Source organism: Streptomyces sp. JLYT201, from assembly GCF_059448825.1.
The window spans coordinates 8,028,569-8,049,792 of sequence record NZ_CM182551.1 but is presented as its reverse complement, the minus strand read 5'-3'; the positions used below and the strand labels follow the sequence as shown (position 1 = coordinate 8,049,792).

The 21,224-nt window shown below is 72.5% G+C and carries 18 protein-coding genes and 1 riboswitch; of the genes, 6 read left to right on the top strand and 12 right to left on the bottom strand.

Going from position 1 to position 21,224, the window contains the following annotated elements; translation table 11 throughout:
* Positions 1-75 precede the first annotated feature (75 nt).
* A complete protein-coding gene (locus tag AC5WAM_RS34320) occupies positions 76-1,560 on the top strand; it encodes a M1 family metallopeptidase (RefSeq protein WP_495519885.1) in 1,485 nt (494 codons plus the stop codon).
* Positions 1,561-1,614: 54 nt separating this feature from the next.
* Here AC5WAM_RS34320 and AC5WAM_RS34315 read toward each other — a convergent pair whose 3' ends face one another.
* Positions 1,615-2,973, bottom strand: coding sequence for a C39 family peptidase (locus AC5WAM_RS34315; protein ID WP_495519884.1), 1,359 nt, complete (start codon positions 2,971-2,973; stop codon positions 1,615-1,617).
* A gap of 283 nt (positions 2,974-3,256) precedes the next feature.
* Between AC5WAM_RS34315 and AC5WAM_RS34310 the strand changes: the two genes are divergently transcribed.
* The 3 genes from AC5WAM_RS34310 (at position 3,257) to AC5WAM_RS34300 (ending at position 8,335) form a co-directional block, all read left to right on the top strand.
* Positions 3,257-3,907, top strand: coding sequence for a uridine kinase family protein (locus AC5WAM_RS34310; protein ID WP_495519883.1), 651 nt, complete (start codon positions 3,257-3,259; stop codon positions 3,905-3,907).
* A 456-nt stretch (positions 3,908-4,363) separates the two neighbouring features.
* Positions 4,364-6,247, top strand: a complete 1,884-nt coding sequence (locus tag AC5WAM_RS34305) for an AAA family ATPase (protein WP_366794131.1) — start codon at positions 4,364-4,366, stop codon at positions 6,245-6,247.
* A 126-nt stretch (positions 6,248-6,373) separates the two neighbouring features.
* Positions 6,374-8,335 (top strand): sensor histidine kinase, encoded by a 1,962-nt coding sequence (locus tag AC5WAM_RS34300; RefSeq protein WP_495519882.1) that lies wholly within the window; start codon positions 6,374-6,376, stop codon positions 8,333-8,335.
* A gap of 39 nt (positions 8,336-8,374) precedes the next feature.
* On the opposite strand, the gene AC5WAM_RS34295 is transcribed toward AC5WAM_RS34300, so the two are convergent.
* On the bottom strand, positions 8,375-8,545 hold the full coding sequence (locus AC5WAM_RS34295; protein WP_495519881.1) for a hypothetical protein: 171 nt from the start codon (positions 8,543-8,545) through the stop codon (positions 8,375-8,377).
* A gap of 345 nt (positions 8,546-8,890) precedes the next feature.
* On the opposite strand from AC5WAM_RS34295, the gene AC5WAM_RS34290 reads away from it, so the two are divergent.
* Positions 8,891-9,595 carry a response regulator gene (locus AC5WAM_RS34290; RefSeq protein WP_495519880.1) on the top strand — a complete coding sequence of 235 codons (705 nt, stop codon included), beginning with the start codon at positions 8,891-8,893 and terminating at the stop codon, positions 9,593-9,595.
* Between the two features lie 123 nt (positions 9,596-9,718).
* Here AC5WAM_RS34290 and AC5WAM_RS34285 read toward each other — a convergent pair whose 3' ends face one another.
* The 10 genes from AC5WAM_RS34285 to ribD form a co-directional block, all read right to left on the bottom strand.
* Positions 9,719-10,780: a hemolysin family protein gene (locus AC5WAM_RS34285; RefSeq protein WP_495519879.1), complete on the bottom strand. Its 1,062-nt coding sequence runs from the start codon at positions 10,778-10,780 to the stop codon at positions 9,719-9,721.
* Entirely contained in the window at positions 10,777-12,126 is a 1,350-nt protein-coding gene (locus AC5WAM_RS34280) for a hemolysin family protein (RefSeq protein WP_495519878.1), read from the bottom strand. The genes AC5WAM_RS34285 and AC5WAM_RS34280 overlap by 4 nt, the downstream gene beginning before the upstream one ends.
* Before the next feature lie 198 nt (positions 12,127-12,324).
* Positions 12,325-12,777, bottom strand: coding sequence for a PH domain-containing protein (locus tag AC5WAM_RS34275; RefSeq protein WP_138958529.1), 453 nt, complete (start codon positions 12,775-12,777; stop codon positions 12,325-12,327).
* Positions 12,778-12,797: 20 nt separating this feature from the next.
* Positions 12,798-13,646 (bottom strand): ATP phosphoribosyltransferase, encoded by an 849-nt coding sequence (gene hisG / locus AC5WAM_RS34270; protein ID WP_172384520.1) that lies wholly within the window; start codon positions 13,644-13,646, stop codon positions 12,798-12,800.
* 83 nt (positions 13,647-13,729) lie between these two features.
* Positions 13,730-14,002 carry a phosphoribosyl-ATP diphosphatase gene (locus AC5WAM_RS34265; protein ID WP_030674739.1) on the bottom strand — a complete coding sequence of 91 codons (273 nt, stop codon included), beginning with the start codon at positions 14,000-14,002 and terminating at the stop codon, positions 13,730-13,732.
* Positions 14,003-14,037: 35 nt separating this feature from the next.
* Positions 14,038-14,523: a 6,7-dimethyl-8-ribityllumazine synthase gene (gene ribH / locus AC5WAM_RS34260; RefSeq protein WP_138958531.1), complete on the bottom strand. Its 486-nt coding sequence runs from the start codon at positions 14,521-14,523 to the stop codon at positions 14,038-14,040.
* A 44-nt stretch (positions 14,524-14,567) separates the two neighbouring features.
* Positions 14,568-15,896 carry a bifunctional 3,4-dihydroxy-2-butanone-4-phosphate synthase/GTP cyclohydrolase II gene (locus AC5WAM_RS34255; protein ID WP_138958532.1) on the bottom strand — a complete coding sequence of 443 codons (1,329 nt, stop codon included), beginning with the start codon at positions 15,894-15,896 and terminating at the stop codon, positions 14,568-14,570.
* The gene (locus AC5WAM_RS34250; RefSeq protein ID WP_172384521.1) at positions 15,893-16,561 is read right to left on the bottom strand and encodes a nicotinamide mononucleotide transporter family protein; all 669 of its coding nucleotides are present in this window, start codon (positions 16,559-16,561) and stop codon (positions 15,893-15,895) included. The genes AC5WAM_RS34255 and AC5WAM_RS34250 overlap by 4 nt, the downstream gene beginning before the upstream one ends.
* Entirely contained in the window at positions 16,558-17,172 is a 615-nt protein-coding gene (locus tag AC5WAM_RS34245; protein WP_495519877.1) for a riboflavin synthase, read from the bottom strand. Before AC5WAM_RS34245 ends, AC5WAM_RS34250 begins: the two co-directional genes overlap by 4 nt.
* Before the next feature lie 2 nt (positions 17,173-17,174).
* On the bottom strand, positions 17,175-18,239 hold the full coding sequence (gene ribD / locus AC5WAM_RS34240; protein ID WP_495523702.1) for a bifunctional diaminohydroxyphosphoribosylaminopyrimidine deaminase/5-amino-6-(5-phosphoribosylamino)uracil reductase RibD: 1,065 nt from the start codon (positions 18,237-18,239) through the stop codon (positions 17,175-17,177).
* 195 nt (positions 18,240-18,434) lie between these two features.
* A riboswitch (FMN riboswitch) is annotated at positions 18,435-18,565 on the bottom strand.
* Between the two features lie 321 nt (positions 18,566-18,886).
* Here ribD and AC5WAM_RS34235 point away from each other — a divergent pair.
* The gene (locus tag AC5WAM_RS34235) at positions 18,887-21,220 is read left to right on the top strand and encodes a chitinase C-terminal domain-containing protein (protein WP_495519876.1); all 2,334 of its coding nucleotides are present in this window, start codon (positions 18,887-18,889) and stop codon (positions 21,218-21,220) included.
* Positions 21,221-21,224 lie beyond the last annotated feature (4 nt).

The window sequence follows — 21,224 nt, the reverse complement described above, 5'->3', positions numbered from 1 at the left end:
GCCGTGCGTCTAAGTCGGCGTACGTCCGAGCGCCACCGGTCGTACGTCCACGCACCATCGACCGAAGGGTTTCCGATGAGTACGTTCCCGACGCCCCGCCGCAGAGCGCGGCTCGCCCTGGCGGCGGCCGTGACCGTGGCGGCCGCCCTCACCGGACCGGTCTCGTACGCCACCTCCGCCTCGACCTCCGAGGCCAAGCCGTCGCCCGGCGCCCCGGGCCTCGGCGACCCGATGTTCCCGCTCGACGGCAACGGCGGCTACCAGGTCGACCGCTACCTCCTGGACTTCGACTGGCAGGCGCCCAGGACGCCGTTCGAGGCGACCGCGACCATCAAGGCCACCGCCACCCAGTCGCTGTCCCGCTTCAACCTCGACTTCGGCGGCAACACCCTGCACGCGGTCACCGTCGACGGCAGGGCCGCGTCCGCCTCGCGCGCGGGCGACGAGCTGACCGTCACGCCCAAGTCGCCGCTGGCCAAGGGCCGCTCCTTCACCGTGAAGGTGACCTACACCGCCGACCCCACCCAGGTCCGCCACCGCGACGACGCCATCGAGGACTACGGCTGGATCCCCACGCCCGACGGCACGGTGGTCTACCCCCAGCCCAACGGCGCCCGGCTGATCTTCCCCGCCAACGACCACCCCAGCCAGCACGCCCCCATCACCTTCCGCATCACCACCCCGAAGGACCTGACGGCCGTCGCCAACGGCAAGCTGGTCGGCAGGACCGTCAAGCCGGGCGACCGGGTGCAGTGGACGTACGACTCCGAGCAGCCGCTGTCCACCCAGCTGGTGCAGCTGGCCGTCGGCAGGTTCACCCTCGACGACCGGACGGGCCCGGGCGGGCTGCCGATCCGCGACGTGGTGCCGGACGCCCTCGTCGAGCCGACCGCGAAGTACCGCAAGCTCACCGAGGACCACCTGGCCTGGCTCCAGGAGAAGCTCGGCCCCTACCCCTTCGACCGCTACGGGATCCTCGTCGGCGACACCGACCTCGGCGTCGCCCTGGAGACCCAGACCCTCTCGCTCGTCCCCAAGGCCGATCTGCTCGGCACCCAGGTCGACGCGGAGCGCAATCTGGTGCACGAGCTGACCCACCAGTGGTTCGGCGACAGCGTCGCGCTCAAGGGCTGGTCCGACCTGTGGGTCAGCGAGGGCCACGCCCGCTTCTACGAGCGCCTGTACTCCGAGCAGCACGGGGGCACCAGCTTCGAGCAGGCCATGAAGGCCGCGTACAAGGCGCACGACCAGTGGCGCAAGGACTACGGCGCGCCCGCCGAGCCCACCGAGCCCAACCTCTTCAAGCGCATGCGCTACGACGGCTCGGCGCTCGTGCTGTACGCGCTGCGCGAGCGGGTGGGCGAGCAGACCTTCCAGAAGATCGAGCGGGCCTGGGTCACCCAGTACCGCGGGAAGGCCGCCGGCACGCAGGACTACATCGACCTGGCCTCGCGGGTCGCGGGCGAGGACCTGGAGGGCTTCCTCAAGCCGTGGCTGTACGGGGCGAAGACGCCGCCGATGCCCGGGCACCCGGACTGGGTGGTGGATCCGGCGACCTGAGCGCCGTGACCGCGGGCCCCGCCTCCGGGACGTACCGGGGGCGGGGCCCCCGCGTCAGCGCACGCCGACCGCGGCGAGCGCGGCCAGCTGGGCCTTGGAGGGCCGCAGCGGGAAGTACAGGTAGCACACGCCGCCCGTGCCGGAGACGACCTTGCCCTGCGCGTTCCTGCGCTTGGTCCGCAGCCAGACCGTCTCCCACTCGCGCCGCTTGTACACGCGCCGCACCGCGGCGTTGCTCGGCGACGCCGGGTCGTTGGCGATCACGTCACCGGTGCCGGTGAAGCCGACGACCGTCATCAGATGGCCCGCCGTGCCGTAGCCCGCGCCGGTCAGCTCCTCCTTCAGGAACGACTGCGACGTGATGGCGGGGATGCCCGCGGCGATCAGCGTCTCCAGGTCGGTGAGCGACCCGAGCCGGGTGACGACGCCCTGCATGTCCCGGTACGTCGCGGCGTAGGCGGCGTTGAACGGCCAGTTGCCGCAGCCGCCGTACTGGTAGTCGTAGGTGAAGCGGGCCGCGTGGCACACCTGCGGATCGGCGAAGGAGGGGTCGACCCAGGCGAGGTCCGCGGCCGTGGGTCCGCGGCCCCAGTACTCCAGGATCATCTGGGACGAGGTGGGGCTGCACCAGGCCTCGCCGCCGTTGTCGTACTCCGGGTACTGGCCCTTGTGGATCTCCTGCGAGTAGCGCGGCACCGCGAGCTCCCCGGCGTGCCCGGGCTCGGACGCGGGCACCGTGAAGCGGTCCGGCACGTCCGACGTCATCGCGCCGAGCCGCCACACCGTGGGGGTGAGCGCGGTCCCGGGCGCGCGGTACAGGGTCAGGCGCAGCCGGTACGACACGAGGCGCAGGCCGGTCGTGGTGTCGTCGAGGGACAGGGTGTCCGTCCACACGGTCGACCTGCCGTCCTTCTGGCCGTCGACCGAGGTGCGCCGGATGACCGGCGCCTGCGGATCCTGCCGGTCGTCGCCGGAGGCCCAGCGGCCGAGGACGTACCAGGGCGTCCGCGCGCCGTCGGAGTAGGCGGCCTCCACCTCGACCTGGATCCAGGTGCCGCGGGGCGTGCGGGCGTTCCAGGAGGCGATGAGCTCCGTGCCGGGCACGGCCGAGCGGTGCACGGGGCCCGTCCACCGGGCGTACTCCCAGGTAGTGGTCCTGCCGGTGTGCGGGTCGGCGTAGACGACGGTGCCGACCGGCCGGGCCAGTTCGACGCCCGCGCGGGGCTTGGCGACGGTGCGCACGCCGTCCGCCGCCCCGGCGGCCCAGTCCTTGCGGGAGGTCCAGAAGCGGTTGTCCACCGGGCGGTCGGCGCGCGGCGGACGGGGGCGGGCGGCGGCGGGGTCCGCCGCGGCCGCGGCGGCCACGACACCTGCCGTGGCGACGAGGATGGTTCTGCGGGACATGCTGTCCATGATCGGTCCCCCGGTCGGCATGGGGTCCGGCAGCAGCCGGACGCTTCGGTGACGGGCTCCGGAGGGGAGCCCGTGGGGACGAAGCCCGCCGGGACGAGACCCGGACCAGACTCGTCAGGTGCACGACAGTGCGCCAACTATGGCCGGGCGGCGGCGGTTTCCGCCAGGGAGCGGACCTCGGCGAAATCCCCCGGCATCGGCCTTCATCAGTGGTATGACCTGCGACGCCACGCCGAACCGCGCAATCGTTCGGAAATCGGCGCGGGGCCTAGGCTGACGGGTGATGACCATGACCCGGCGCCCCGCCTCCCTCCCGCGCCTCGCCCGTGCGCTGCGCACGCTCCCTCCGTCCTGCGGCCCCGTCCGCCTCGTCGCCGTCGACGGGCACGCGGGCTCCGGCAAGTCGACGTTCGCCTCGCGGCTCGCCGACGCGCTCGGGGGTGCGCCGGTGCTCCGGCTCGACGACATCGCGAGCCACGAGGCGCTGTTCGGCTGGACGGACCGGCTGCGGGAGCAGGTCATCGATCCGCTGTCCCGGGGCGAAACAGCGCATTACGCGGCGTACGACTGGCACGCGCGCCGCTTCGGCCCTGCAAGTCGCCCCCTGCCGGCCGCCCCCGTCGTCCTCGTCGAGGGTGTCGGCGCGGGCCGTCGTGTGCTACGCCCGTTCCTGGCGCGACTGCTGTGGATGGAGCTGCCGCGCGCCGACTCCTGGGCCCGCGGACGCCACCGGGACGGACCGGAACAACGCGACTTCTGGGACGGCTGGGAAGGCGCCGAGCGGCGTCATTTCGCCGAAGACCCGTCGCGGCCGTACGCGGAGCTTCTGGTACGCCAGTTGCCTCAGGGGTACGAGGTGCTGACGGGGCCCGCTGGGACGGCAGCGGACGCCAAAATAGTGACTGAGAGTGAAGATCCGTCGGCAGCGCGCTGAAACTTCGGGAGGACCGTTTCCCCCCACATGGCCAGTTTCCGTGAGTGGCCCAACTCTGCTTGACCCGGGGGCCTTACAGGACTTACGTTCTCAAGGAGCGGCCTTTCGGGTCGCCCCTCTACGCGAAGCCCCCGGTTGTTCCCCCGTGATCGGGGGCTTCGTTCTGCCCGCACACCCCTTCCACCGGGCGCCGCGAGCCGCCATTCGCTCACCCTGGGTGACCATCAGGCCCGCTCCCACCAGGGCGGCTTCCGCACCCTCCGCGCCCGATCCCGCGCCCCCCGCACCCTACGGCCGGGCGCCTCTCCGCAGGTACGATGCCTCTCGGTGCGACCAAACGGACGGCGGCTTCGCGCACCGAGTCAACTCCCGTCCGCAGCAAGGCGGTTCAGATCGGTCGCCGACGGGCAGCGGCCCGGTGGCACACACACGGGGGCACGGCTTGTGGGGGACGTGATGGACTTCGGCACGCAGGGCCGGGCCGCCCCGGCCGACCTCGCCTGGCTGCGGGGGGTCGACGCCTACACGATGGGCGCCTATCCGCAGGCGGAGGAGGAGTTCCGGGCCGCGGTGCGCATCGACCCGGGCATGGCCGACGGCTGGCTCGGGCTGCACGCGCTGCGCGTCGACACGACGACGGCGCTCCTGCGCATGTACCAGCACCGGGACCGCTTCGGCGAGCAGCGCGCCCGGCACGGCCGCACCCTCAACTCCTGGTACTGGCTCGGCTGGTGGGTCCAGCCCGTCCTGGAGTCCATCCGCGACCTGCTGCTCGCGCACGCCTCGCACTGGCTCGACGGGCGCCACGTACCGGAGCTCGACCGGGCGCTCGCGGGCCTGCCGCCCGTCGACACCGACAGCCAGGTGCGCTTCCTGCACGCCTGCCGCGCCTACCTCGTCAAGGACTGGGAGCAGCTGGTGCGGCACACCGACCCGCTGATCGACGACCCGATGCTCGGCATCGAGGCGGGCCTGTTCGGCGGCATGGCCCGGGTCCGGCTCGACATGTACGGCCAGGCGGAGCCGCTGCTCTCCGCCGCCCTGATGCGCTGCCGCAGCGAGCAGCCGCAGCGCAAGGAGCTGCGCTACTGGCTGGCCCGTGCGCACGAGGGCACCGGCAGGTCCGCCGCCGCCCTGCCGCTGTACCGCGCGGTGCACCGCGTCGACCCCGCCTTCATGGACACCTCCGCGCGGCTCGCGGCCATCGCCGAGGGCGACGGCTTCGACGACGGCAGCGACCTCGCCGCCGTCACCCTCACCGGCCTCGGCCAGGACGTGCTCGACGCGCCCGACGGCGTGGACGCCCTGTTCGGCGCCGAGGGCCGCGACCTGAAGGTCACCGAGCCCGATCTGCCGCCGGGCACGGGCCCCGCCGACCCGCCCGCCGCCGACACCGTGCGGGAGAAGGCGATCATCCCCGTCAAGCCCCCGCCGCCGCAACTGCCGCCCGGCCCCACGGATCCGGCTCTGCTCGCCCAGGCCATCGCCGAGCTGGAGCGCATGGTCGGGCTCGAACCCGTCAAACGGCAGGTCAAGGCGCTCTCGGCACAGCTCAACATGGCCCGTCTGCGGGCGGCCCAGGGCCTGCCCGTGCAACCGCCGAAACGACACTTCGTCTTCTCCGGCCCCTCCGGCACCGGCAAGACCACCGTGGCCCGCATCCTCGGCCGGGTCTTCTACGCGCTCGGCCTGCTCGGCGGCGACCACCTGGTGGAGGCGCAGCGCGCCGACCTGGTCGGCGAGTACCTGGGACAGACCGCCGTCAAGGCCAACGAGCTCATCGACTCCGCCATCGGCGGGGTCCTCTTCGTCGACGAGGCCTACGCCCTGTCCAACTCCGGCTACGGCAAGGGCGACGCGTACGGCGACGAGGCGCTCCAGGTGCTCCTGAAGCGGGCCGAGGACAACCGCGACCACCTCGTGGTCATCCTCGCCGGCTACCCGGAGGGCATGGACCGCCTGCTCGCCGCGAACCCCGGCCTGTCCTCGCGCTTCACCACCCGCGTCGACTTCCCCTCGTACCGCCCGCTCGAACTCACCGCGATCGGCGAGGTGCTCGCCGGTGAGAACGGCGACGTGTGGGACGAGGAGGCCCTCGACGAGCTGCGGTCCATCAGCGGCCACGTCGTCGACCAGGCCTGGATCGACGAACTGGGCAACGGAAGGTTCCTGCGCACCCTGTACGAGAAGAGCTGCGCCTATCGCGACCTGCGGCTCTCCGGCTATCCGGGCGAGCCGACCCGCACCGACCTGGCGACGCTGCGGCTGCCCGACCTGATGCAGGCGTACGGCGAGGTCCTCTCGGGCCGCGGCCCCACGGGACCCTCCGGAGCGGGCTGACCGCACCCGGACGGAACGGCCCCGCCCGTCACCCCTTAGGGGCATTTGCCGCCCAAGCGTGCAAGTCCTGGCCAGGAGTCCGCGACCCTGACCACAAGGGCGCGGACACGGTGGGGGTGCGCGACGATGACCACCTGGCTGGCATGGGGATCCTTCGCCGCCGTCACGACGGCCACCGGCACCGGTGTGGCCCTGTGGATCGTTTGCGGGCTCAGCTTCCAGCTCGCCGCCGACAGCTTCGTCGTCACGGACACCACGCTGTCCCTGATCTTCGCCGCCTGCGGGGTCGCCGTGGCCTGGCGCCGCCCCCGCAACCCCATCGGCTGGCTCCTGCTCGGCGGCGGCGCCGCGCACGCCGGGACCGTCCTGAGCCTCGGCCTCCTCGCCCTCGGCCTGCGCGAGGACTGGGCCCCGGCGACGCTCCGCGTCCTGGTGACCCTCGCCCTGGCCTTCTGGCCGCTGGGCCTGCGGCTCTTCGTACCGCTCGCGCTCCTGCTGTTCCCCACCGGCCAGCTCGCGGACCCGCGCTGGCGCCCGGTGCTCTGGGGCACCGCCGCCCTCGGGGGCCTGTTCTGGCTGTGGAGCGTGACGACGCCGGAGCCGTACGCGCTCGGCGGCCCCTCGGGGTACCTGCGGGTCCTGAGCTGGCCGCCGCTGGAGCCGTACCGGGCGCAGACCGACCTCCTGGGGATCTTCGTCCCCATGCTCATCGACCTCGCCGCCCTGATAGTGCGCTACCGCTGGGGCGACGAGCGGCTGCGCCGCCAGATGCTGTGGCTGATGCTCGCCGTGCTCTGCGCCGTGCCGTGGTGGCCGCTCGGCATGAACGCGGAGGCCCTCCAGGTCCTCATCACCGCCCAGCCGATCGCGATCGCCGTCGCGATCCTGTGCCCGCAGGTCCTCGACATCCAGTGGGTGGTCTCCCGCGCCCTGCTGTACATGACGCTGTCCCTCGGGGTGCTCGGCGTGTACACGGCCGTGGTCCTGTTCCTGGACCGGGTGCTGCGCGAGACCTTCCACATCGGCGGGGCCGCGCTGGTCGCCATCGCCGTCGCGATCGCCTTCCACCCCGTGCGCGGCGTGCTCCAGCACGGCATCGACCGGTTCCTCTACGGCGACCGGGCCGACCCCGTGCGCGCGCTCAACCGGCTGGGCGCCCGGCTGACCGCCGAGACCGGCCTGGACGGGCTGCTCCTCGCGGTCCGCGACGCCCTGCGCCTGCCGTACGCCGCCTTCCACCTCGAAGGGCGCCCGGTGGCGGCCTCCGGCACCCCGCCGCCCGGCTGCGCGATGGTGCCGCTGCCCGCGCCGGGCACCAAGGACGCCGAGCTGGTCGTGGGCACCCGCCGGGGGCAGGCCCGGCTCGACGCAGAGGACCTGCGCACCCTCCAGGTCCTGGTGGTGCCGCTGGGGGTGGCGGTGCGGGCGACCGTCCTGTCCGAGGAACTCCAGTCCTCGCGCGAGCACCTGGTGTCGGCCCGCGAGGAGGAGCGCAGGCGGCTGCGCCGCGATCTGCACGACGGGCTCGGGCCCACCCTCACCGGCCTCGCCTTCACCGCCGACGCGGTGCGCAATCTGATCCGCTCCGACCCGGCCACGGCCGAGCTCCTGCTCGACCAGCTGCGCGGGCACGCGAGCGGCGCCATCGACGAGATCCGCCGTCTCGTCGAGGGGCTGCGGCCGCCCGCCCTGGACGAGCTGGGGCTGGTGGCCGCCCTCGCCCGGCAGGCCGAGCGGCTCAGCCACCGCGTCGGCGGCGCGCCGCTCGCCATCACCATCGACGCGCCCGGCAGGCTCCCCCGGCTGCCGGCCGCGGTCGAGGTGGCGGCGTACCGGATCGCGACCGAGGCGCTGACGAACGCCGCCCGGCACTCGCGGGCCGACCACGCCCTGGTCCGGCTGCGCGTCGACGACGCGCTGCGCATCCGGGTCACCGACAACGGCGGCCCGTCCGCCCTGCCGTGGCAGCCCGGGGTGGGCATGTCCACGATGGCGGAGCGGGCCGCCGAGCTCGCCGGCTGGTGCCGGTGCCGGTCCGGTCCGGAGGGCGGGGAGGTGAGCGCCGTCCTGCCGTTGCGGTCCCGCTAGCACCAGCGCGGCACTGTACGACTGAGGCCCCTGATTCCGTCAGCCGTACAGGATCCGTGTCCACGCGTGGTGGACGTGCTCACCCGCGGCCACCACCCTCGTGACCGCACCACCTCCCCCCGTCGCGGCCGCCGCTGTCCCGGCGAAACCGGCGCAGAGGGCCGCCGCGGCAAGGGTCGCCACGCCAACTGCCTTGAGTGTGTCGCGCATTGCCGTTCTCCTTGTCCTTGGGGTGCGGGCTCGTGGGAACGAGCACGTGCCGGGCCGCGCACGTGCAGACCGGCGGGCTCAAGGGCGGTGCCCCGCGAGGAGGTGTCCGGCGCATCGGGTGTGCCTCCGTTCCGGGGCCTGGTCATCGGCTCTGCGGGGCTTCGTTTGCCGGCCGGGCCCGATGGCACGGGCCCGGCGGCCCCCCGTTTTTCCAGGCTCAGCATGGTCCGGTGCGGACCCTTCGGGTCAGGGCCCGTGCTCCTTGCCGTACCGGGAAGTCCTCCCGGCCGATTCGGGTGCCCGCGCCCAGGACACAGGGTCCGCCGTCCGGAACGATGGGTAGACATGGCAGGACGCATCACCGCCGTTGGGAGCCGCGCCTTGACGACGCCCGCCGAGTCCAGTGAGCTGACCGTGGTCCTGGCCGACGACCACCCCGTGGTCCGCGGGGGCCTGCGGGCGCTGCTCGGGTCCATCGACGGCATCAGAGTCGTCGGCGAGGCGGCGGGCGGCCGCGACGCCGTGCGCGAGACGCTGCTCCACCGGCCCCGGGTGCTCGTCATCGACCTGGAGATGCCCGACCTCGACGGGGTCGGCGCGACCCGGGAGGTGCTCGCGTCCGCGCCGGACACGGCGGTGCTCGTCCTGACGATGTTCGAGGACGACGAGTCGGTGTTCGCGGCGATGCGGGCGGGCGCCCGCGGCTACATCCTCAAGGGCGCGGCGCAGGACGAGATCGTCCGCGCGGTCCGCTGCGTGGCCGCCGGGGAGGCCATCTTCGGGCCCCGCATCGCCCGGCGCGTGGCCGAGTGGATGGCCCGGCCGCGGGACGCCGCGGCGCGCTCGCCGTTCCCGGAGCTGACGGCGCGCGAGCTGGAGGTCCTCGATCTGATCGCCGCGGGCATGGCCAACCCGGCGATCGCCCGCAGGCTCCAGCTGGCGCCGAAGACCATCAGCAACCACGTCTCGGCGATCTTCGTGAAGCTCCAGGTCGCCGACCGCGCCACGGCCATCGTGCGGGCCCGCGACGCGGGCCTGGGGCGAGCCTGAGGCCGGAGGCCCGGACCGGGTTGTCGCGCTGCGCGCTCGTCCTCAAGCGCCGGACGGGCTGCATACTGCCCCGCCCGGCGCGTGAAGAGGTGCGGTCCGCCCGGTGTTCGGCACCCTGGTCGGTCAGCCCACGAGTGTCTTTCCCCTCGTCGCCCGTGGCACGGTCACCCGGTGGGCGGGGTCCTTGACCTCGCCCACCAGGAGTTCCAGTACGTCCTCCAGGGCGACGAGGCCGAGGATCCGGCCGCAGGGGTCGGCGACCTGCGCCAGATGGGTCGCGGCGTGCCGCATCACCGACAGGGCGTCGTCCAGGGGCAGTTCGGCCCGCAGGGTCGTCATCTGGTGCCAGACGTGCTGCGGCACCGCACGGTCGGTGTCCTCCAGGTCGAGGACGTCCTTGACGTGCAGATAGCCCATGAAGGCGCCGCTCTCCGCGCGGACCGGGAAACGGGAGTAGCCGGTGCGGGCGGTGAGGTCGACCACCTGGTCCGGGGTGACGGACGGGCCGACGGTGACCAGGGACGCGCTGTCGAGCAGGACGTCGGTGACCGGGCGCGAGCCCAGCTCCAGGGCGTCCTCCAGGCGCTCCTGCTCCTGCGGGTCGAGCAGCCCGGCCTGGCCCGCGTCCTCGACCAGGCGGCCCAGCTGCACGCTGGTGAAGACCGCCTCGACCTCGTCCTTGGGCTCGACCCCGAAGAGCCGCAGGACCAGCCGGGCGCAGGCCCCGAGCGCGGTCGTGACCGGGCGGCAGAGCCGGGCGAAGGCGACCAGGCCCGGGCTGAGCCAGAGCGCGGTCCGCTCCGGCGCCGCCATGGCGAGGTTCTTGGGGACCATCTCGCCGATGACGAGGTGCAGGAAGACGACCACCGCGAGCGCGATCACGTACCCGAGGGGGTGGACCACGCCGTCCGGCAGGCGGGCCGCTTCGAACAGCGGCTCCAGGAGGTGTGCCACGGTCGGCTCGGCGACCGCGCCGAGCGTCAACGAGCAGACGGTGATGCCGAACTGGGCGGCGGCCATCATCTGCGGCAGGTGCTCCAGGCCGTACAGGACCTGGCGGGCCCGCGCCGTGCCGAGCGGCTCGATCTGGCTGCGGCGCACGGAGACGAGCGCGAACTCGGCTCCCACGAAGAAGCCGTTGGCGAGCACGAGCAGGAGGGCCAGGAGGAGTTGGAGGGCGCTCATCGCACCGCCTCCGCGACGGCCCTGTCCCCCGCGGGCCGCGCGCCCGCGGTCCGTACGAGCCGCACGCGCTCGGCGCGGTAGTGCCCGACCTGGCGCACCGCGAGCCGCCAGCCCGGCAGTTCGGCCCGGTCGCCGGGCGCGGGGATGCGCCCGAGGAGGTCGGCGACGAGCCCGGCCACCGTCTCGTACGGCCCCTCGGGGACGTCGAGGCCTATGCGCTGGAGCGTGTCGACGCGGCAGCCGCCGTCGGCGTCCCAGGCGGGGCGGCCGTCCTCGGGCGGGGCCGCGGCGAGTTCGGGCAGGTCCTGGCGGTCGTGCTCGTCGCGGACCTCGCCGACGAGTTCCTCGACGATGTCCTCCAGGGTGACGACGCCCGCCGTGCCGCCGTACTCGTCGACGACGACGGCCATGGGCTGCTCGCTGCGCAGCCGCTCCAGGAGGGGCTGCACGGGCAGCGTCTCGGGGACGAGCAGCGGCGGCTTGGCGATGCGGCTGACCGGTGTGCGCAGCCGCGCGTGGCCGGGCACGGCGAGGGCGTCCTTGAGGTGGACCACGCCGACGACCTCGTCGATCCGCTCGCGGTAGACCGGGAAGCGGGACAGGCCGGTGGCGCGGGTCAGGTTGACCACGTCCTCGGCGGTGGCGGACGACTGGAGCGCGCTGACCTTCACGCGCGGCGTCAGCACGTGCTGCGCGGTCAGTTCGCCGAGGGACAGGGTGCGCACGAACAGGTCGGCGGTGTCCTGCTCCAGGGCCCCGGCGCGGGCCGAGTGCCGGGCGAGCGACACCAGTTCGCCGGGGGTGCGGGCGGAGGCCAGCTCCTCGGTGGGCTCGACGCCGAGCGCGCGCACGAGCCGGTTGGCGACGGCGTTCAGCGCGGCGATCACCGGGCGGAACAGACGCGCGAAGACGTGCTGCGGGCCCGCGACGAACCGGGCCACCTGGAGCGGCTTCGACACCGCCCAGTTCTTCGGCACGAGTTCGCCGATCACCATCTGCACGGCGGACGCCAGGAGCATGCCGACGGCCACGGAGACCCCGGGAACCGCCGCTTCGGGCAGGCCCGCGGCGGTGAACGGGCCCGCGAGCAGGTGCGCGAGGGCCGGTTCGGCGAGCATGCCGACGACGAGGGAGGTGAGGGTGATGCCGAGCTGTGTGCCCGACAGCTGGAAGGACAGCTCCTTGAGGGAGCTCACGACCCTGCGGGCGCGGCGGTCGCCGTCGGCCGCCGCCTGTTCGGCGTCGGGCCGCTCGACGGTGACGAGGCCGAACTCGGCCGCGACGAAGAAGCCGTTGGCGAGGATCAACAGGAAGGCCGCTCCGAGGAGCAGCAGGGGGATGGTCATGATGCCGCCGCCTCGCCCGGTGCGCGGGTCCCGGTATGTCGGGAGGGGGCGGCGCAGGTACTACAGGACGATCCGTCCATCGCCGGAGGGAGTCACTCCTCGGATAGCAGGAGCCCCTGGGGGCCGGGGGCCCGGCAGGGGCGGGGCGGCACACCGGGCCGACCCCGCCACCAGATTAATCAAGACCCCCCGCTGAGGTCAGCCGTGCTCGCTGCCCGAACGCGCGTCGGCCAGGGAGCGCAGCGCCCGGGCGTCGCTGATGGCCTGCTGCTTGGCGATGCCCGGCTGGATGCCGAGGGCGGGCAGGCTGGTGCCGTCGGTGAGGTTGAGGAACACCCACGGGTCGCCGGGGCGCAGGTTGACCTGGACGATCTCGGCCCAGGCGAGCCGGCGCCGGGTGGCGATGTTCACCACGGTGACACCGGACTCGTCGGCGATCACCTTGGGCCTGCTGAGCAGCACGAGAGCGCCGGAGAGCAGCGCTCCGGTGAAGACGAAGCTGACGCGCTCGCCCGGGTTGAGGTCGGGCAGGATCACCGCGATCACCACCAGGACCGCGAAGATCGCGGCGGCGGCGGTGAGCAGCACGGCCCGGGTGCGCCCGGGCCGGAAGGTGACCGGGAGGGCGGGCGGGGCGGGGGAATCGGTCATGACGGTGCTTTCCTGTCCGGTCACAGGCGGCAGGCGTGGATCGCCGTGGTCAGGATGGCGCGCGCGCCGATGGCGTACAGGTCGTCCATGACCCGCTGGGCGTCCTTGGTCGGCACCATGGAGCGGACGGCGACCCAGCCCTCGTTGTGCAGCGGGGAGATGGTCGGCGACTCCAGGCCCGGGGTGAGGGCCACGGCCTGCTCCAGGTGCTCGGCGCGGCAGTCGTAGTCCATCATCACGTACGTACGGGCGACCAGGACGCCCTGGAGGCGGCGCAGGAACTGCTGCACCTTGGGGTCGTCGGCCTCGGCGCCGGTGCGCCGGATGACCACGGCCTCGGACTTCATGATCGGCTCGCCGAACACTTCGAGGCCCGCGTTGCGCAGGCTGGTGCCGGTCTCCACGACGTCCGCGATCACCTGGGCGACGCCCAGCTCGATGGCGGTTTCGACGGCGCCGTCGAGGTGGATGACGGAGGCGTCGACGCCGCTGTCGGCCAGGTGCTTGCCGACGATGCCCTCGTAGGAGGTGGCGACGGTGCGGCCCGCGAGGTCCGCGAGGCCCTGGGCGGTGCCCGGCTTGGCGGCGAAGCGGAAGGTGGAGCGGGCGAAGCCGAGCGGAAGGATCTCCTCGGCGCTCGCACCGGAGTCGATCAGCAGGTCGCGGCCGGTAATGCCGATGTCGAGCTTGCCCGAGGAGACGTAGATGGCGATGTCGCGCGGGCGCAGGTAGAAGAACTCGACCTCGTTCTCGGGGTCGACGATGACGAGTTCCTTGGACTCGCGGCGCTGCTGGTATCCGGCCTCATGCAGCATCGCCGACGCAGGTCCGGACAGTGAACCCTTGTTGGGGACGGCGATGCGCAGCATGAGGTCGAATTCCTTTGCGTGGAGGTGCGGGTGCGGAGGTGCGGGGGCGGCGTACGTGCCGCGCGCCGGATGGAACGTTCGTCCTAGAGGTGGGCGTACACGTCGCTGAGGGAGATCCCGCGGGCGACCATCATCACCTGCACGTGGTACAGGAGCTGCGAGATCTCCTCGGCGGCGGCTTCCTTGCCCTCGTACTCGGCGGCCATCCACACCTCGGCGGCCTCCTCGACGACCTTCTTGCCGATGGCATGGACGCCCTTGTCCACCAGTTCCGCGGTGCGGGAGGTGGCGGGGTCGCCGTGGGCTGCCTTGTGCTGGAGCTCGGTGAAGAGCTCCTCGAAAGTCTTCTTGGACATGATGCCGCTTACTCTACGCGCCCGCGGTGGCCCGCTCAGCGCCAGGGCTCGGAGACCGTGCGCAGGGTGGCGGCCGTCGCGACGGCCGCCGTGACCGCCTCGTGGCCCTTGTCCTCGCTGGAGCCCTCGATGCCCGCGCGGTCCAGCGCCTGCTCCTCGGTGTCGCAGGTCAGTACGCCGAAGCCGATCGGCACACCGGTGTCGACGGACACCTGGGTGAGGCCCTGGGTGACGCCCTGGCACACGTAGTCGAAGTGCGGGGTGCCCCCGCGGATCACGACGCCGAGGGCCACGATCGCGTCGTAGCCGCGGCCCGCGAGGACCTTGGCGACGACCGGCAGCTCGAAGCTGCCGGGCACGCGCAGCAGGGTCGGCTCGTCGATGCCGAGCTCGTGCAGGGCGCGCAGCGCGCCGTCGACGAGGCCGTCCATGACCTTCTCGTGCCAGAGGGCGGCGATGACGGCGACGCGCAGGTCACCGCAGTTCTTCACGCTCAGTTCGGGGGCACCCTTGCCGCTCACGCGCTTCTCCTAGGGGTGGTGGGGTGGACGGTGGTGGACGGAAGTCACTGGTTGCCGCAGGCGGACATGTCCGTGGCGTCGAGCCAGGGCAGGTCGTGGCCCATGCGGTCGCGCTTGGTGCGCAGATAGCGCAGGTTGTGCTCGCCCGCGGTGACCGGCATGGGCTCGCGGGCGATGACCTTCAGGCCGTGGCGGGCGAGTGCCTCGGTCTTGTCGGGGTTGTTGGTGAGGAGGCGCAGGCTGCGCACGCCGAGGTCGTCGAGGATCTGCGCGCCCGCGCCGTAGTCCCGGGCGTCGGCGGGCAGGCCCAGCTCCAGGTTGGCGTCCAGGGTGTCGCTGCCGCGCTCCTGGAGCTCGTAGGCGCGCAGCTTGGACATCAGGCCGATGCCGCGGCCCTCGTGGCCGCGCAGATAGACCACGACGCCGCGGCCCGCGGTGGCGATGCGCCGCATGGACTCCTGGAGCTGCGGGCCGCAGTCGCAGCGCAGGGAGTGGAAGACGTCGCCGGTCAGGCACTCGGAGTGGACGCGCACCAGGACGTCCTCGCCGTCCTGGATGTCGCCGTGGACGAGCGCCACGTGCTCGACGCCGTCGGCCGTGGAGCGGTAGCCGTACGCGGTGAACTCGCCGAAGGCCGTGGGCAGGTGGACCTCGGCCTCGCGGCGCACGGTGGGCTCCGCGGAGCGCCGGTAGTCGATCAGGTCCTCGATGGAGATGATGGTCAGTCCGTGCTTCCGTGCGAAGGGGATCAGCTGCGGCAGGCGCAGCATGCGCCCGTCCTCGCCGGCGATCTCGCAGATCGCTCCGGCCGGGCGCAGGCCCGCGAGCCGGGCCAGGTCGATGGCGGCCTCGGTGTGGCCGTTGCGGGCGAGGACGCCGCCCTCCTTGGCGCGCAGCGGGAAGATGTGGCCGGGGCGGACGAAGTCGTCGGCCTTGGCCTTGCCGCCGGCGAGCATCTGCAGGGTGGTGGCGCGGTCGGCGGCGGAGATGCCGGTGGTCACGCCGTGCGCGGGACCGGCGTCGACGGTCACGGTGAAGGCCGTGCTCATCGACTCGGTGTTCTCCGTGACCATCTGCGGCAGTGCGAGCCGGTCGAGCTCGTCGCCCTCCATGGGGGCGCAGATCAGGCCGCGGCACTCGGTCATCATGAAGGCGACGATCTCGGGGGTCGCCTTCTCTGCGGCGACGACGAGGTCGCCCTCGTTCTCCCGGTTCTCGTCGTCGACGACCACGACGGGGCGGCCCGCGGCGATGTCCCGGACGGCCAGCTCGACGGGGTCGAGGCAGAGGTCCTCGGAGTTGTCGGTCGTGTAGTAGAAGGGGTGCACCGGCCCGGCGTCATCGGGGGCGGCGGGAGGCGTGTGGGTGGTCATGCCGGGACTCCTTCGATGACGGGCTGCGGCTGCGGAGCGGCGGTGGCGCGGCGGGAGCGCAGCCACCAGTCGCGCAGGCCCCACAGCACCAGGGCGAGGTAGACGACGTACACGAGGCCGGAGAAGGCGAGCCCGCTGGAGAACGCGAGCGGCACCCCGACGACGTCGACGAGCAGCCACGCGAACCAGAACTCGACCAGGCCGCGCGCCTGGGCGACCATCGCGGCGAGCGTGCCGACGAAGATGTAGGCGTCCGGCCAGGGGTTCCAGGAGAGGTCGGGCACGGCGGAGAACAGCGCGCCGACGGCGAGGGTGCCGACGGCAGTGCCGCCGAGGAGCAGTCCGCGCTCCTTCCAGGTGGCGAAGCGGACGGCGATGGAGCCGTCCTGTGCCTTCTGGCTGCCGCGCGTCCACTGCCGCCAGCCCCACACCGCGACGCCGATGACCAGGAGCTGCTTGCCGACGCCGCCGGACAGCTGGGCGGAGGCGTACGCGGCCACGAGGATCACGCCGGACAGGAACTGGGCGGGCCAGGTCCATATCGAGCGGCGCCAGCCGAGGGCGAGGGCGATCAGGCCGACGCTGTTGCCGACCATGTCGGACCACATGATGTGCTGGCCGAAGGCGGTGAAGGCCTCCGCGTTGAGCCAGTCGAAGTGGTTCATCGCGTGGGCTCCTCACTCGGGGAGCGGGTGCCGAGCAGGCGCTCCACGTACTTGGCGATGACGTCGACCTCGAGGTTGACGGGGTCGCCGGGCTGCTTGACGCCGAGCGTGGTGAGCGCGAGCGTCGTGGGGATGAGGCTGACGGTGAAGTAGTCGGGTCCGGCGTCGACGACGGTCAGGCTGACGCCGTCGACGGTGATGGAGCCCTTCTCGACCACGTAGCGGGCGAGGTCCGCGGGCAGGGAGACCGTGACGACCTCCCAGTTCTCGGAGGCCTCGCGGCGCACCACGGTCCCGACGGAGTCGACGTGCCCCTGCACGATGTGGCCGCCGAGGCGGCCGCCCACGGCGGTGGGGCGCTCCAGGTTGACCTTCGAGCCGGGCACGAGGGCGCCGAGGCTGGAGCGGTTCAGGGTCTCGGCCATCACGTCGGCGGTGAACTCGTCGCCCTCGTGGTCGACGACGGTGAGACACACGCCGTTGACGGCGATGGAGTCGCCGTGCTTCGCGCCGTCGGTGACGACGGGACCGCGCAGGCGGAAGCGGGACGCGTCGGCCAGGGTCTCGACGGCGGTGACTTCGCCCAGCTCTTCGACGATTCCGGTGAACACGCTCAGCGCTCCTTCGGTGCGGGGGTGGCGGTGATCCGCAGATCGGGTCCGATGCGGACGGCCTCGCTCATGTCGAGCCGCAACGCTTCGGTGACGGTGGTGATTCCGCCGCCGGTGAGGGCGGCGGGGCCCGCGCCGAGCAGGGCGGGCGCGAGATAGCCGATGACGCGGTCGACGGCGCCCGCGGCGACGAAGGCGCCCGCGAGCGTCGCGCCGCCTTCGAGCAGGACGGAGCGCACGTCGCGGGCGTGCAGCGCGGCGAGCAGCGCGGTGACGTCCAGGCCGCCCTCGGCGCGCGGCAGGCGCACCGTGTCGGCGCCGGACGGGTGGCGCGCGGCGTCGATGTCGTCGGCCACCGCGATCACGGTGGGGGCCGCGTCGTCCAGGACGCGGGCGCCGGGGCGTACGGCGGTGCCGTGGGTGTCGACGACGACCCGCAGCGGCTGCCGGGCGCCCTCGATGCCGCGGACGGCGAGGTGCGGGTCGTCGGCGCGCTGGGTGCCCGCGCCGACCACGACGGCGTCGCACTCGGCGCGGAGGCGGTGCACGTCGGCGCGGGACGCGGCGGAGGTGAGCCAGCGGCTGGTGCCGTCGGCGGCCGCGGTGCGGCCGTCGAGGGTGGCGGCGTACTTCCAGGTGACGTGGGGGCGGCCGCGGCGCACGGAGGTGAGCCAGGCGGCGTTGGCCGCCTCGCCCTCGGCGGCGAGCAGGCCCGCCTCGACGTCCACGCCGGCCGCGCGCAGGGTGGTGGCGCCGCCGGTGGCCTGCGGGTTCGGGTCGCCGACCGCGTAGACGACGCGGGTGATCCCGGCGTCGACGAGGGCCTGGGCGCAGGGGCCGGTGCGGCCGGTGTGGTTACAGGGTTCGAGGGTGACGACGGCGGTGGCGCCGCGGGCCCGGTCGCCCGCCGCGCGCAGGGCGTGGACCTCGGCGTGGGGTCCGCCCGCACGCTGGTGGTAGCCCTCGCCGACGGTGCGTCCCGCGGCGTCGATGATGACGCAGCCGACGACCGGGTTGGGGCTGGTGAAGCCGAGTCCGCGCACGGCGAGTGCGAGCGCGTGCCGCATGGCGGCTGCTTCGGCCTGGGTGGCCACCGGGTCCTCCTGCCTCTTCGGGCACGGACTCCGGGGCGCGTCGATGACGACGACAACGAACGAGCGGGAACACCGGGAACGCACGGGGCCGCGGACGCCGGAGGAGACCTGTCCCCTGTCAGGAACAAGCCACTACGGCGGCACGGCACACCAGGGTGTGCCTGCTCGCCGCGCACTGCCTCCCATCCGGACTTTCACCGTCGGTCCAGGAGTTTCACCTGGTCAACCGGCCACTGGAGGTGACCGGGTCGCGGACTGTAACCGCCGGTTCGGAATTACACCGACCCCGGAGTGCGCTGCTTTTGGTACGCAGCCAGTGTGCCACGCCCGGTAGCGACCGTGCGGGCCGCCTTCTGTGGGCTGGCTCACAGCGGGCGCTGCGGCGTCCGCTATCCGACCCGGCCGGATCGTGTCGCCCCGTTCTGACCGGATTCCGCCGACCGCTGGTCCGGAAATGGCGAATCCCCCTCCGCAAGGGGGTTGGTCCATACCTATTGACGCTCTGGTCTAGTCCTTTTAACGTCTGCGTCACTCTGCGGAAAGGCCCGCCCGGTGTGCGCACATCGTGGGCCGACGTCCCCGTCCGTTGTGCGACACCGAGCCTCCCCAGGAGGAACAACGTGCCCACCCCCACCCGCGCGAGAACCGCGCTCCTGGCCACCGGCGCCGCCGTCGCCGGTCTGCTCCTGAGCACGCTCGCCGCGACGACGTCCCAGGCCGCGGACCCCGTGGCCAACGAGTCGTGCAGACCCGACGGCCTCTATAAGACACCCGGCGTCGACGTCCCCTACTGTTCCGTCTACGACGCCGACGGCCGCGAGAAGATGGGCGCCGACCACCAGCGCCGCGTGATCGGGTACTTCACCGGCTGGCGCACCGGCAAGAACGGCGAGCCCGCCTATCTCGCCTCCGACATCCCCTGGGACAAGGTCACCCACCTCAACTACGCCTTCGCGCACGTCGACAAGGACAACAAGATCTCCGTCGGCTCCGACGGCGAGAAGAACGCCGCCACCGGCATGACGTGGCCGGGCGTCGCGGGCGCCGAGATGGACCCCGGGTTCTCCTACAAGGGCCACTTCAACCTCCTGAACAAGTTCAAGAAGAAGCACCCGAACGTCAAGACCCTCGTCTCCGTGGGCGGTTGGGCCGAGACCGGCGGCTACTTCGGCGACGACGGCAAGCGCGTGAACTCCGGCGGCTTCTACTCGATGGCCACCAACGCCGACGGCTCGGTGAACCAGGCGGGCATCAACACCTTCGCCGAGTCGACCGTCGACTTCATCCGGAAGTACGGCTTCAACGGCGTCGACATCGACTACGAGTACCCGACGACGATGAAGGACGCGGGCAACCCGCTCGACTGGCAGCTCGCCAACGGCCGCCGCGCGGGCCTGGTCAAGGGCTACGCGGTGCTGATGAAGACGCTGCGCGAGAAGCTCGACCGCGCCGGGGCCACCGACGGCAAGCACTATCTGCTGACGGTCGCCGCGCCCTCCTCGGGCTATCTGCTGCGCGGCATGGAGACCTTCCAGGTCCAGAAGTACCTGGACTACGTCAACATCATGTCGTACGACCTGCACGGCGCCTGGAACGAGCACGTCGGTCCGAACGCCTCGCTCTACGACGACGGCAAGGACAGCGAGCTGGCCGCGGCGGGCGTGTACGGCAGCCAGCAGTACGGCGGCATCGGCTACCTCAACACCGACTGGGCGTACCACTACTTCCGCGGCTCGATGCCCGCCGGGCGGATCAACATCGGCCTGCCGTACTACACGCGCGGCTTCAAGAACGTGCAGGGCGGCACGGACGGCCTGTGGGGCAAGGCCGCCACGACGAACTGCCCGGCTGGCTCCGGGCTCACCAAGTGCGGTGACGGCGCGGTCGGCATCGACAACCTGTGGCACGACAAGGACGACAACGGCAAGGAGTCCCCGGCCGGGTCCAACCCGATGTGGCACGCCAAGAACCTGGAGAAGGGCGTCGTCGGGGACTACGTGACCAAGTACGGCTTCCCCGCCGACACCAAGCTCACCGGCACCTACGCCCGCAAGTACGACGCGAAGCTGGTCGCGCCCTGGCTGTGGAACGCCGACAAGAAGGTGTTCCTGTCCACCGAGGACGAGCAGTCCGTGAAGGCCAAGGCCGACTACGTGGTCGACAAGGGCATCGGCGGCACGATGGTGTGGGAGCTCGCGGGCGACTACGCGTACGACACCGCCAAGGGCCAGTACGAGATCGGCGACACGCTCACCACGGCCATGTACGAGAAGTTCAAGTCGGCGACCCCCTACGGCGCGAAGGTCGCGGGCAAGGACCTGCCCGCCAAGGCCGTGGACATCGGCGTGGAGTTCGGCGACTTCAAGCTCGGCGACTCCAACTACCCGATCACGCCCAAGCTGAAGATCACCAACAACACGAAGGCGACGCTGCCCGGCGGCACGGAGTTCCAGTTCGACTACTCCACCTCGGCCCCCGCCAACGCCTCCGACCAGTCCGGCTTCGGCACGAAGGTGATCAGCAGCGGCCACACCGGGAACAACGTGGGCGGCCTGAAGGGCGACTTCCACCGCGTCTCGCTGAAGCTGCCCGCCTGGCAGACCCTGGCGCCCGGCGCGTCCGTGGACCTGTCGTTCAACTACTACCTGCCGGTGTCGACGCCGTCGAACTGGACCGTGAACATCGGCGGTACGACCTACGCGCTCGCCGGTGACCTGGCGCGCGGCACGACGGTGGTCGAGCCCGGCACGGGTCCGGGCCCGACGGACCCGCCCGGGCCGACGGACCCGCCCGGCAAGTGCACCCCGCCCGCGTGGAGCGCGACGTCGGAGTACGGCTCCGGGACCACCGTGTCCCACAAGTCGCACACCTGGAAGGCCAAGTGGTGGACGAAGGGCGAGGAGCCCGGCACCACCGGCCAGTGGGGCGTCTGGCAGGACCTGGGAGCCTGCTGACGGC

Bases quoted from the DNA above. Each gene is read 5' to 3' on its own strand.
- AC5WAM_RS34320 (WP_495519885.1), top strand. From the start codon at position 76: ATGAGTACGTTCCCGACGCCCCGCCGCAGAGCGCGGCTCGCCCTGGCG.
- AC5WAM_RS34315 (WP_495519884.1), bottom strand. From the start codon at position 2,973: ATGGACAGCATGTCCCGCAGAACCATCCTCGTCGCCACGGCAGGTGTC.
- AC5WAM_RS34310 (WP_495519883.1), top strand. From the start codon at position 3,257: ATGACCATGACCCGGCGCCCCGCCTCCCTCCCGCGCCTCGCCCGTGCG.
- AC5WAM_RS34305 (WP_366794131.1), top strand. From the start codon at position 4,364: ATGGACTTCGGCACGCAGGGCCGGGCCGCCCCGGCCGACCTCGCCTGG.
- AC5WAM_RS34300 (WP_495519882.1), top strand. From the start codon at position 6,374: ATGACCACCTGGCTGGCATGGGGATCCTTCGCCGCCGTCACGACGGCC.
- AC5WAM_RS34295 (WP_495519881.1), bottom strand. From the start codon at position 8,545: ATGCGCGACACACTCAAGGCAGTTGGCGTGGCGACCCTTGCCGCGGCG.
- AC5WAM_RS34290 (WP_495519880.1), top strand. From the start codon at position 8,891: ATGGCAGGACGCATCACCGCCGTTGGGAGCCGCGCCTTGACGACGCCC.
- AC5WAM_RS34285 (WP_495519879.1), bottom strand. From the start codon at position 10,780: ATGAGCGCCCTCCAACTCCTCCTGGCCCTCCTGCTCGTGCTCGCCAAC.
- AC5WAM_RS34280 (WP_495519878.1), bottom strand. From the start codon at position 12,126: ATGACCATCCCCCTGCTGCTCCTCGGAGCGGCCTTCCTGTTGATCCTC.
- AC5WAM_RS34275 (WP_138958529.1), bottom strand. From the start codon at position 12,777: ATGACCGATTCCCCCGCCCCGCCCGCCCTCCCGGTCACCTTCCGGCCC.
- hisG (WP_172384520.1), bottom strand. From the start codon at position 13,646: ATGCTGCGCATCGCCGTCCCCAACAAGGGTTCACTGTCCGGACCTGCG.
- AC5WAM_RS34265 (WP_030674739.1), bottom strand. From the start codon at position 14,002: ATGTCCAAGAAGACTTTCGAGGAGCTCTTCACCGAGCTCCAGCACAAG.
- AC5WAM_RS34255 (WP_138958532.1), bottom strand. From the start codon at position 15,896: ATGACCACCCACACGCCTCCCGCCGCCCCCGATGACGCCGGGCCGGTG.
- AC5WAM_RS34250 (WP_172384521.1), bottom strand. From the start codon at position 16,561: ATGAACCACTTCGACTGGCTCAACGCGGAGGCCTTCACCGCCTTCGGC.
- ribD (WP_495523702.1), bottom strand. From the start codon at position 18,239: ATGCGGCACGCGCTCGCACTCGCCGTGCGCGGACTCGGCTTCACCAGC.